This is a genomic window from Rossellomorea vietnamensis, from assembly GCF_008180615.1.
GTDB classification, from domain to species: domain Bacteria; phylum Bacillota; class Bacilli; order Bacillales; family Bacillaceae_B; genus Rossellomorea; species Rossellomorea vietnamensis_D.
On record NZ_VTEH01000001.1, the window covers coordinates 212,829 to 225,478 of the forward strand.

Here is a 12,650-nt window from a genome sequence, read left to right on the forward strand (position 1 = left end):
CCCCTCCTTCAATGAATATGAATAATTGTAAAAGCTATACAATTTGTTTACTTAAGATTGCTGCCTTTTTTCAGTCTATAATAAATAATCTCCGGGTCTCCATCATCCAGGTTCTCCACTACACCACTCTTCACAAAACCATTAGATTTAAACACCTGCTGCATACTGTAATTAGATTGATTCGCAGAGGAGAATATTTTTTGAGTAGGAGAATGATCTGCCATGTAATGCAGTAATTCACTTGCATATCCCATTCGTCTTTTGCTTTTAGACACAATTATCAAAGCTATAAAAGCACAGTCAAAAAAATTACGATCGTAAACTAAAAATCCGGCAATCTCGTTATCTTCTTTTACAATAATACAGTTTTCATGACTAATAGCTTTCTCAATGTAATTCCTCCTGCTCGTGTCACCGATAACTTCACTGTCTAACTGTGCTAGTGCATCTAAGTCTGCTATTCGTGCAGCCATGATATTCATTTCCGCATCTCCTTAGTAAAATTTAATAAACCAGAAACTGATCTGTTTCAAACTGCTAAATATGAATTTCTATAACTTATTTGTAAGTAGTCAACATTTACTAATTTTACCACAAAAAAATCTTTACTTAGTTTTCCATAGCATTCAGATTATTGATTTATAATTAAAGAGAGTAAAGCTCCAGCCCTTCACTCTTTCCTTAAACACAAATAAACCGTCCTGTGCATGACACAGAACGGTTTTTATTAAGAAAAAGATCAGGCAGCTTCTCATTGGACTACTGGTTTTTATGTTAGTTTCTGGTTACATTACTGGCACTTGTGCATCTCTGATTGCATTGTCCAGGTCAATGAGATATTGCCTCTTTAATTCCGGTTTCCAGTCAAGCAGGATAGCCATCATGTCGACAACCTCTTTTTTCCACTGCTTCACCCATTCTATATTGAAAAACAGTTTACCTGTCCTTCTCATGAAGAAATCGATTGGCGTGACGGTCATTTCTTCATTGATGGAATAAAGGAGCATGGCATATATTTCGGCAGGCAGTTCATTATTAGCATACTTTGTTGTCTTTTTGTAAGAATGAGCCATTTTGAAAAGTTCGTCTGCGTTCGATCCATACTGTTGAACAAGTTTTCGTCCTTCATCAATGCTTAACCCGAATTGTTCCGCTTCCAGTGCTTTCTTATCAATAAAGTTTTGGAATCCTGATGATCCCCCGAAATCTCCGCCGGATAACGGAAGATGTTTAGTGCTGGAGCCTGGAAAATCTCTCTTAGTTTGCTGCTTTAATCTCTTTGCAATGAGATCTACCACATGCTCCGCCATCTTTCGGTAACCGGTCAACTTCCCTCCTGCAATTGTAACCAGCCCGCTGTCACCTTCCCAGACTTCATCTTTTCTTGAAATTTCCGAAGGATCTTTTCCTTCCTCATAGATTAGTGGCCGAATACCAGCCCAGCTCGATTCTACGTCTTCCTTTGTCACCGTCACTTCCGGGAACATATAGTGAATGGCATTCAGCAGGTATTCTCTGTCCCCCTCTGTCATTTTCGGGGAAGTAACATCTCCTTCAAAAAATGTATCGGTTGTGCCGACATATGCTTTTCCTTCTCTGGGTATAGCGAAAACCATCCTGCCGTCCTGTGTATCAAAGTAAACCGCTTGCTTCAAAGGGAATTTTTCCTGGTCTATCACAATGTGTACCCCTTTTGTATGACGAAGCTTTTTATTATTGGTTGAGTAATCTTTTTTCCTTACTTCATCCACCCAGGGTCCAGATGCATTGACAACTGTTTCAGAGTGAATTTCAAATGTTTCTCCTGACAGCACATCCTTGGCTTGAATTCCCTTTACCTTTTTATCCTCGTAAATGAAATGCTCTGCTTTCACATAATTCATAGCAGCTGCTCCATTCTCAACCGCCTTCTTCATCGTTTCGATTGTCAGCCTGGCATCATCCGTCCGGTATTCAACATAATAGCCTCCACCTTTAAGTCCTTCCCGTTTGACAAGAGGCTCCTTTTCCAGCGTTTCAGATGAAGAAAGCATTTTTCTTCGTTCAAGCTTCTTTACTCCGGCAAGATAATCATATACCCGTAAGCCGATGGAGGTGCTGAATCTCCCGAAGGTCCCGCCTTTATGGATCGGCAGCAGCATCCATTCAGGTGTTGTAACATGAGGAGCGTTTTCGTACACGATCTCTCTTTCCTTTCCAACCTCGGCAACCATTTTCACTTCATATTGCTTTAAATACCGTAAGCCTCCGTGAACCAGCTTGGTCGAACGGCTGGAAGTTCCGGCAGCGTAGTCCTGCATTTCCACGAGGGCGACCTTCATGCCGCGATTCGCTGCATCCAAAGCGATTCCGGCTCCTGTAATGCCTCCCCCAATGATCGTGATGTCAAAATGGTCGTTCTTTAACTTTTCTTTGATTTGGCTTCTTTGCAAGCTCGAAAAACTCATCTGTCATTCCTCCGCTTCTGTTGTATGCAATAAAAAAAGAGACCGTGAACAAACATTATGAAAACAGCATAATGTTGTCAGGTCTCTCTAGATTCTCTAACCGTTTATTAACTTGTGTTTATAATACCATAACCTTCAGATTTTTAAAAATGTTATGTCTTGGTTTTATTTAAAGGCTGTTTTCGGATATCCCCGGGTACTAAGAGTTTTATCTCTTATCGGGGGGAGTAGCTCTTTTCTTTTCGATATTACCGTATTTTTTCCTTCTAGAGATTGATATTTTTCGGTACTAGTAACAAATAGCAACAAATTTCACGAAAAGAACCTATTTAAAAGCCATTGCCGCCTTCACTGCTTTTTGCCACCCGCCGTAATGCTTTTCTATATCTTCCGCTTGCATAGCAGGATCGAATTTCCGGTCAAGGTTCCACTGATCTGTAATCTCACTGGTATCACTCCAATACCCGACAGCAAGTCCGGCAAGGTAGGCTGCGCCTAACGCCGTCGTTTCATTTACCTCAGGCCGCTCTACAGCTGTATCGAGAATATCAGCTTGAAACTGCATTAAAAAGTCATTTTTAACCGCTCCTCCATCCACTCGCAGCGTTTTCAAGGACAGCCCTGAATCAGCTTCCATCGCGGTAAGTACATCTTTCGTTTGATAGGCAAGGGATTCTAATACGGCGCGGATAAAATGTTCTTTAGAGGTTCCGCGTGTTAATCCAAAAACTGCTCCACGTACATCGCTATCCCAATAAGGAGTTCCAAGGCCAACAAACGCCGGTACTACGTATACACCGTCATTTCCCTCGGTTCTCTCAGCATAGGCTTGTGTTTCACTTGCATCCTTGATCATCCGCATTCCATCACGGAGCCACTGGATGGCAGAGCCCGCTACAAATATGCTGCCTTCCAATGCGTATTCCACCTTGCCGTTATAGCCCCAGGCGATTGTAGTCAAAAGCCCGTGATCAGACCTCACAGCCTTTTCTCCTGTATTCATCAGCATAAAACAGCCGGTACCGTATGTGTTTTTCGCCATTCCCTCAGAAAAACAGGCCTGGCCGAACAGTGCTGCTTGCTGATCGCCCGCTACTCCGGCAATCGGTATTTCCTTCCCGAAGAAATGATACGGCACTGTTTTTCCATAAACTTCAGAAGAAGGCTTCACTTCTGGAAGCATGCTTGCAGGAACACCTAATATATCGAGGAGTTCCTGGTCCCATTGCAAGTCATAAATATTGTACATTAATGTCCTTGAAGCATTAGAGTAGTCAGTTACATGGGATTTTCCTCCGGTAAGCTTCCAGATCAGCCAAGTATCTATTGTACCAAAGAGAAGGTCCCCTTTCTCTGCCTTTGCCTTCGCTCCCTCTACATTATCGAGAATCCACTTGACTTTTGTTCCGGAAAAATAGGCATCGATTAAGAGCCCGGTTTTACTGCGGAAAGTATCTTGGAGACCTTTTTCCTTTAGTTCATCGCAAATCCCCGATGTCTGGCGGGATTGCCAGACTATAGCATTATAAACCGGTTCACCGGTGTGTTTATCCCATACCACAGTGGTTTCCCTCTGATTGGTGATCCCAATGGCCGCTATCTCTTCAGGCTTAACGGATGATTCAGAAAGTACTGAAGCTATCACAGCCAGAATCGATCCCCAGATCTCGTTAGGATTGTGTTCTACCCAGCCGGGCTGAGGAAAATGCTGCGTAAATTCTTTTTGAGAGGTATGAACAATCTCTCCTTTTTTATTAAAAAGGATCGCCCTCGAGCTGGTCGTTCCCTGGTCTAAAGATAATATGTATTCTGCCAATGCTCCCACTCCTTCTTCCAGTAAAGTTTTCATAGGATTCTGAAAAAAAGCAGAAAAACCCACACAACTATCGCTGGCGATAAACTGTGTGAGTCTCATCTTCTCTCTTCACGAATCATTAACTTGTTATTAGATTAATAGATTATGGAAACGTTGTCAAATCCGTTTATCCGGATTAAAGTGCTTCCACAGTTCTCTATTTGAAGTGGTAATGGCTGATGCACCTGCTTCTATCGCTTCTTCGACTTCATTTACCGTATCGATTAATCCTCCTGCAAAAACAGGCTTTCCTGTTTCAGTTTTGATGGTTTTGATCACTTTTGGAATAACACCAGGCAGAAGTTCGATATAATCAGGATTCGAGTGCTTCACCAGTTCCATGCTTCTCTCCATGGCTGAGCTGTCAAGGACGAACGCACGCTGAATCGCTACAACTCCTTTTTTCTTCGCTTGCTGGATCGCGTTGCCTTTTGTCGATATGATTCCGTACGGCTTGATTTCCTGGCAGACATACTGCGCACCATATTCATCACCCTTCAAGCCCTGGATCAAATCCAGGTGCAGGAACATCTTCCGGTTATTTTCCTTTGCATACTGATAGACCGTCTTAAGCATCCCGATATGTAGATCGAGGAACACACCATATTCATAGTTAGTCTGCAGCATCTTATCGAATTCTTTCATTGACCTGACTGCCGGGAGAATTTTTTGACCTTTGAACGTCATTGTGACACCTCTTTCTTGGTGAAAATTATATTACTATTGTAACCTCTTGACGTCTGATCTGGGTTCGTTTGTTAAGGTTTCCCATAATTTAATTCGGAAAGGCGTTCAGTTGATACCGGCTGAGCGCGGGACATTAAAATGAGAAATACTAGAGTAGATGTGCCCCGCTGACGGAGCATAGTCTATCAAAGCAATTATACGAACATGGATGCTAAGATTGGAGCTGTCATGCTGTATTAATGCCCTTTTTACTGCATCAAGTTTCTATTTCTATGATTTCATGCTGTATAAACGCCTTTTTTACTGCATCAAGTTTCTAGTTCTATGATTTTATGCTGTATAAACGATCTTTTTACTGCATCAAGTTTCTAATTCTATGATTKCATGCTGTATAAACGCCTTTTTAACTGCATCAAGTTTCTAATTCTAAGATTTCATGCTGTATAAACGATCTTTTTACTACATCAATTCTCTAATTCTTAAGTTTCATGCTGTATAAACGATCTTTTTACTGCATCATAGTTCTAATTCTAGGTTTTCTTGCTGTATAAACGCCTTTTTTACTGCATCAAGTTTCTAGTTCTATGATTTCATGCTGTATAAACGCCTTTTTTACTGCATCAAGTTTCTAGTTCTATGATTTCATGCTGTATAAACGATCTTTTTACTGCATCATTTCTCTAATTCTATGATTTCATGCTGTATAAACGGGCTTTTTACACCAGCTAACCTCAAAACACTAAATTTTAAGCTTAATGCCCCAGGCCAGCACACATCAGCTTCGAACATCTTCGAACAAAGCAGACGAGGTCCGCTTTGATAGCAGGTTCTATAAAAAGTCCTATACACTACTGCGTATAAGCCCCTTTCCCTACATAACCCTCTTGAACATCTTCTCCATCTCATAAACTGAATAGTGAATGATGATCGGGCGGCCGTGCGGGCATGTGAATGGATCTTCGGAACGCCTCAGTTCGTCAAGCAGCGCTGAAATTTCTTCGTTCCTCAAGTACTGATTCGCCTTGATCGAAGCTTTGCAGCTCATCATGATGGCCGCTTCTTCCCGAAGTTTTTTAATATCCACCTTTTTCATATTGAGCAGCTGTTCTATCATTTCATCGATCAGCTCTCCTTCCTGGCCAGGAGGCAGCCATTGAGGATGGGAGCGGATGATGAAGCTGTTGTAACCGAACTCCTCCAGAAAAACGCCGACCTTTTCAAGCTCTTCTTTGTGCTCAACGATTTTCATATACTCATCTGCAGAATATTCGAGAGTGATTGGAACAAGCATTTCCTGGAGTTCATTCTCCACTTTTCCGACCTTTTCCCTGAAGTATTCATATTTGATCCGTTCCTGTGCCGCATGCTGATCGATGATGTATAAGCCATTTTCGTTTTGAGCAAAGATATAAGTTCCGTGCATCTGTCCGACAGGATATAACGGCGGAACTCTTGAGGCCTTGGGCTCTTCCTGCTCATCCATTCTTTGTGGAATAGAATCTGCTACTTCCGGTTTCTCTTCATGAATCACCGAAGCTTCCTCTTCTTCAAAACCAGCCCGTTCTGGGGTTTTATACAGCATCTCCATGACTTCCTTAGGAGGCAGCTTCTCCTGCTGAAAGGTTCTTTCCGGCAACTTATCTATGCTTTTTTCTTCTGGCAGGTGTTCTAATGTAAACGCACCCTGTTCAGACTGGGGTTTCATTGGCTTTGGCTCTTTGTAACCTGATGGAATGAGTTCTTTTGTTTTAAAAGAATCTCTTATTGCACTGGAGACCAGTTCGAACAGCTCAGGTTCTTTACTGATTCTCACTTCCATTTTGGAAGGATGAACGTTGACGTCCACCAATAAGGGATCCATTTCGATTAACAGCAATACAATTGGATATCTCCCAATCGGCAGAAGTGTGTGGTATCCTTCTCCAATTGCTTTGGCTAAACCGTAATTCTTGATGAATCTGCCGTTGATCATGGTTGAGATATAGTTCCTTGAAGCTCTTGTAATTTCAGGCAGGGAGATATACCCTTTGACCGAGAAATCCAGTGACGACGCTTCGATCCTGACCATTTTCCTGGCAATATTGGTTCCGTAGATAGCTGCCAGCACCTGCCGGACATCTCCATTTCCATTTGTATGAAGCAATGTTTTGCCATTGTGTATGAGCTTAATTGATATATCAGGATGTGAAAGAGCGATCCGGTTTGTTACATCGGTTATATTTCCAAGCTCTGTATGGATCGTTTTCATATATTTTAACCGTGCAGGTGTATTGAAAAAAAGATTCGATACCGTTATATCCGTTCCCCGCCTGCTTGAGGACTTTTCCTGTGAAAGGACCTTTCCTCCCTGCAGCTTGATCTTTACTCCAGGTCCGTCACCTGTGCTGGTAAGCATGTCCAAATGGGAAACAGAAGCGATACTTGGAAGTGCCTCACCCCTGAAGCCAAGGGTGCGGATTCTGAACAAGTCATTTTCATCCTTGATTTTGCTTGTGGCATGCCTGCTGAAAGCGGTGAGTACATCGTCTTCAAGGATACCGTCCCCATTGTCGATGATACGGATGGAAGCCAGACCGGCTTCTTCTACATGAATCTCAATGACATTCCCATTGGCATCAATAGCGTTCTCCAAAAGCTCTTTTACAACAGAAGCAGGTCTTTCCACCACTTCTCCGGCGGCAATTTTGTTAGATAACGCATCATCAAGCTGAAAAATCTTTCCCATGTTCACACCTCCCTATTTTTTCAATTTCTTTTGCAGGTCATAAAGGGCATTCATGGCCTGCAAAGGATTCATTTCAAGAATGTCAAAAGATTTCAATTCTTCAAGCAGCTTTCTTTCTTTTCTTCCTAAGCCATTGCCCCCTTGCGCGCCCGCTTTTTCCTCTTGGAAGAAAGAGAGCTGGGCCGGCTGCTCTCCGGCTGCGGCTTCTGCAATCCTGTTCTGCTGAGCAGTAACTTTGTCTGTAACCGTATCGACAGTTTTCTTTTCCAACTTCTCTAAAATTTCATTAGCTCTGGTAATCAGTTCTTCTGGAAGCTCAGCCAATTGGGCAACATGGATTCCATAGCTTTTATCGGCTGCTCCTTCTTTGATCTTATGAAGGAATACAAGGTTTCCGTTATGCTCCATAGCACTTACGTGGATGTTCTTCAGGTTTACTAATTCTTGCTCCAATATAGTAAGCTCATGATAATGGGTTGAAAATAATGTCTTGGCTTTTATTTTTTCATGAATGTATTCAATGATTGCCTGCGCTAACGCCATTCCATCGTAGGTGCTTGTTCCCCTTCCGATTTCATCAAAAAGAATCAAGCTGTCCTGGGTAGCATTAGTGATGGCATTTTTCGCCTCAAGCATTTCAACCATGAAGGTACTCTGTCCTGATATCAGGTCATCGGCTGCACCTATACGGGTGAATACCTGGTCAAAGATCGGCAGGCTGGCTTCACGAGCCGGTACGTAACAACCGATTTGAGCCAGTACAGCGGTAAGGGCCAGCTGTCTCATATAGGTGCTTTTACCTGACATATTGGGCCCTGTAACCAGCAGGATCTCCCTCTCTTGATCCATATAACAGTCATTTGGAACATATTCTTGTGCATCCATCACTTTTTCGACAACAGGATGGCGGCCGTCTTTAATGACGATCCTTCTTTCACGGTTGAAGGAAGGCTTCACATAATGCCTCTTCTCACTCACCGTTGCAAAGCACTGGAGGACATCGATTTCACTAACAATCCTAGCGAGCTTTTGTAAGCGCGGAATATATTCTTTGACTTTTTCCCTTAGTTCAAGAAATAGGTTATACTCCAGGTCGATACACTTTTCATCAGCTTGCAGGATCAAGGCTTCTTTCTCTTTCAATTCAGGGGTGATGAACCGTTCTGCATTGGTCAGTGTCTGCTTGCGCTCGTACCGGCCTTCTTCCAAGGCGCCAAGGTTCGCTCTGGTCACCTCAATGTAATAACCGAACACCCGGTTATAACCGACCTTCAACGAACGGATACCGGTTCTTTCCCGCTCTTCTCTTTCAAGCTGGGCAATCCAGTTCTTACCGTTTCTGCTGGCATCGCGGTATTGATCCAATTCTTCATGAAAGCCGTCCTTGATGATGTTGCCTTCTTTAATGGAAAGCGGCGGCTGTTCATGCAGGGAATCATGAAGAGTATCCGTCAGCTCATCACAGGGGTCCAGCGTTTTCACCATTTCATCTGCTATATCGTGATCCAGCTCGCCGATAAGCTTTTTAAGCAGCGGAATCTGTGAGAGTGATTTTCTTAGTTGGATAAGGTCCCTCGCATTTACATTTCCAAAAGCCACACGTCCGGCAAGCCGCTCCAGGTCATAAACCTCCTTAAGCAGTTCCCTGATATCTTCTCTCTCAAAGAAACGTTCCTGCAGGAGCTCGACCATGCTGTGCCTCTTCTCGATTTCTTCCTGATCGATCAGCGGACGGTCAATCCAGCGTTTAAGCATTCTTGCTCCCATGGCAGTCATGGTTTCATCAAGAAGCCACAGCAAAGAACCTTTCTTTCCTTTGGAACGGATGGTTTCTGTCAGTTCGAGATTGCGCTTGGAATAGTAATCGATTTTCATGAATTGGTGGATTTGATAGGTTTCCACTTTCTGAAGATGATCCAGGCTCCGTTTCTGGGTTTTGAATAAGTAGTTTAAGAGTCTGCAGACAGCAACCTTCAGCTTGTCCTGTTTCACCTCATCGATGAGCATACCGAAGCTGTCAGTGATTTCCGTCTCATTTCCATATGAAATGGTGACTCCGTTCCTGTCAATCATGCTCTTCTGCAGTTCTTCATTAAACTCTGAGTCTACAACAACTTCCTTTGCACCGATTGTAGCAAGCTCATTGATTGCGTCATCAAAACGAGAGGTTAATTGTGTCACCTTTGTTTCCCCCGTCGATAAGTCACTGTAGGCCAAAACAGCCGTTTCATCCTCAAACATACTGATGGACGCAATATAGTTATTCTCTTTATCCTGCAGACCTTTCCCATCCATCACAGTACCTGGAGTGATAAGCTGCACTACTTCTCTTTTCACGACTCCTTTAGCCTGCTTGGGGTCTTCTGTTTGCTCGCATATTGCTACTTTAAAGCCTTTTTCAATCAGCTGTTCAATATAGTTGGGTGCAGAGTGATAAGGCACTCCGCACATGGGGATTTTTTCTGTGCTTCCTCCGTCACGGCTCGTCAATGTTATCTCAAGTTCCTGGGAAGCTTTGATGGCATCCTCGAAGAACATTTCATAAAAATCGCCTAATCGAAAAAACAAAAAGGCATCCCGATACTCTGCCTTCACTTTTAAGTATTGCATAATCATTGGAGTGTATGTCGCCATTGGCCAACCAAACCTTTCCGATCTTATCTAGTAATCTCAAACACTAATTATAGCACACCCTTTCCTTTTTTTATATTGAAGGAAACAACAGGAAAGGGATACGCAGTTATCTCCCACCTTAGGTAAAAGAGTCTTAAGTTTTGCAGCACGGAGAATTTTTCTACATAAGAAAGAAGGCAGTATTTAAGGTCATACCCTCTTAGAAAAAGGCTCTTTTCGTAAATTTTGCTGCTATTAATATAGTTTTGAAATGCTAATGCCATAGCTCACCAAATTTACTCTCGTAAGCAAGAAAGAAAAGAACTGCTCTCTCCGTTTAGAAAGAACAACCTTAGTATCCGGAAAAAAGCGAAATAAAGTTCACGTACTGTAATTGAGTCACTAGCGTTCAAAAATAAGGGAAGATTTTACCGTTATTTATAGATTTGAACTTAATTTGCTGGGGGATAAGGGAACTTTTTCCCCTTATATCAAACAGAAGCACAAAGATTAGAGCATTTCGAATCAATTAAGGGGATTTTTTACCGCTATTTAAGCATTTTTCGGAGTCTTTTACAAATTAAGGGGATTTTTTCCCTTTATTTGAAAGCAGCAGTAACGATTCTGATAAGAGTAACCCTTATTGTTCGCAGGCTTCGCATCTTTTCATATACACAATTAAGAAGTAAAAATTACCTATCCAGTTCTGACAGGAAAAAGCCCCATAAAAGGCTGAAGTAGTTTAATATTTATATTAATAAGCAACAAGGGTTACAGTTCGTTTCTGATAAAAAAACCGCCTCCCCTCAAGGAAAGCGGCTTGCTCATTAATAATACTCAAGAAATTCCACTCTGTTCCCAAACGGGTCATTAACGAAAATTCTCTTCCTGTCTTCTATGCGGGTATCTTCTTTGACTTGATAACCGCTCTCTTCCAGGCGGCTTACCACCGCTTCAATATTTTTTACAACAATTCCAGGATGCGCTTTCACAGCGGGAATAAATTCATTTTCTACTCCAATATGTAATTCCTGGCTTCCGCATATGAACCAGCAGCCTCCGCTTGATTTCAGTTTTTCAGGCTTGTCCATTTCCTTCAGGCCAAGAACTTCTCCATAAAACTTACGCGCTTTTTCCTCAGAACCTTTTGGAGCCGTTAACTGGACATGGTCCAATCCGATCATTTCAAATTGCATTTATTACCCTCCTCATCAGAGTTTTTCTGTTTTCTATGGCGGCTGATGTACAAAGCGGCTGAATCTAAAGTAAACCATAACTACCCATTATGTCTTTAAAGACAGCCGAACATAACTTTTAAAAAAACAGATCTTCATAAATCATACTACTCTTTTTTTCTTAGGAATCAAAACAAAAAGATGCAGCTTTATCACTGCATCTTACGTAAAACAAAAGCTCAATCGCCTTGGTCAGCCCCGGCAGGCAAATGTTCTCAAAAGAAAAAAGACGGGCTTTCCTTTTTGCTATTTAATCCCGATGGGCTAAGCGCTGGACATGGATAATACAGCTATTTTTGACCCACAGAGCGTGGTTTCATAAATTCCCAGTAATAAAAAAACTAGGAAGAGGCCGTCTTCCTAGTCTCCGTTATTCTTCGTCAAGCCCTTCCAGGAAGTCCGGGTTGAGCTCTTCAAAATCCTCATCATCGAAGTCGCAATCCCAGTCATCGTCACAGCCATCAGGGTTAACCAATACACAAACCTTGGTTTCACCGATGACTTCGACTTGGAATTCGCGTTCTACATGTACGATGATCTTATTGCCGTTTGGTGAAATAACCGCTTCCACACAATTAGGCTGCTGCAGTACGATTGCTTTTACCTCTTTATCATCTAAGCAGTCAGGATCACGGTATTTCAATTTGATGACGTCACAATACTCCACTTTCTCTGTAACTACGGAAGTTTTTCGATTGTCATCATGTGAATACCAGACGTTAATCTCGTAGAAACCGGATATTTCGACTTTCTTGCCGACTTTGTGGGCTTCGTACGTGTGATTTATGATCCAGCAGCCTAAAATGCTCGATGGATGATGCGGCGGGCTAATCGTATGGTGGGATTGAGTGAATTTACGTCCCTTCGCTACGACCGCTTTGGTAATAATCTCTCTGTATTCTGCCATTCGAGCGTACCTCCTCATTCATTTTCAATTCATCTTATGCGGGCATCTAGACGTTTGTGCGAGTATTTTTTGATCGGTGACAAATTAGTTTCGGGATAGTTCATTGTATGCTTCAGTATAGTGAATGTTCCCAATTTCCCATCTGCCGGATAGCCGGCGGAAATATCCCACGGTACACGGT

At 42.4% G+C, this 12,650-nt stretch carries 8 protein-coding genes; all 8 read right to left on the minus strand.

From position 1 onward, the window contains the following. Window positions 1–47: 47 nt before the first annotated feature. The 8 genes from FZC79_RS01090 to cotE all read right to left on the minus strand — a co-directional run bounded on the left by FZC79_RS01090 (window position 48) and on the right by cotE (window position 12,469). Entirely contained in the window at window positions 48–482 is a 435-nt protein-coding gene (locus FZC79_RS01090; protein WP_148945056.1) for a GNAT family N-acetyltransferase, read from the minus strand. Window positions 483–785: 303 nt separating this feature from the next. Continuing rightward, complete coding sequence (locus tag FZC79_RS01095; RefSeq protein WP_148945057.1) at window positions 786–2,447, minus strand: glycerol-3-phosphate dehydrogenase/oxidase; 1,662 nt, start codon at window positions 2,445–2,447, stop codon at window positions 786–788. A gap of 325 nt (window positions 2,448–2,772) precedes the next feature. After that, entirely contained in the window at window positions 2,773–4,263 is a 1,491-nt protein-coding gene (glpK, locus tag FZC79_RS01100; RefSeq protein ID WP_148945455.1) for a glycerol kinase GlpK, read from the minus strand. Window positions 4,264–4,419: 156 nt separating this feature from the next. Then, window positions 4,420–4,989, minus strand: coding sequence for a glycerol-3-phosphate responsive antiterminator (locus FZC79_RS01105; protein ID WP_148945058.1), 570 nt, complete (start codon window positions 4,987–4,989; stop codon window positions 4,420–4,422). A gap of 871 nt (window positions 4,990–5,860) precedes the next feature. Further along, window positions 5,861–7,714, minus strand: coding sequence for a DNA mismatch repair endonuclease MutL (gene mutL / locus FZC79_RS01110; RefSeq protein WP_148945059.1), 1,854 nt, complete (start codon window positions 7,712–7,714; stop codon window positions 5,861–5,863). A gap of 12 nt (window positions 7,715–7,726) precedes the next feature. Beyond that, on the minus strand, window positions 7,727–10,348 hold the full coding sequence (mutS, locus tag FZC79_RS01115) for a DNA mismatch repair protein MutS (protein ID WP_148945060.1): 2,622 nt from the start codon (window positions 10,346–10,348) through the stop codon (window positions 7,727–7,729). An 806-nt stretch (window positions 10,349–11,154) separates the two neighbouring features. Then, entirely contained in the window at window positions 11,155–11,523 is a 369-nt protein-coding gene (locus tag FZC79_RS01120) for a VOC family protein (protein ID WP_148945061.1), read from the minus strand. A 409-nt stretch (window positions 11,524–11,932) separates the two neighbouring features. Next, window positions 11,933–12,469: an outer spore coat protein CotE gene (gene cotE, locus FZC79_RS01125; RefSeq protein ID WP_148945062.1), complete on the minus strand. Its 537-nt coding sequence runs from the start codon at window positions 12,467–12,469 to the stop codon at window positions 11,933–11,935. Window positions 12,470–12,650: the final 181 nt, after the last annotated feature.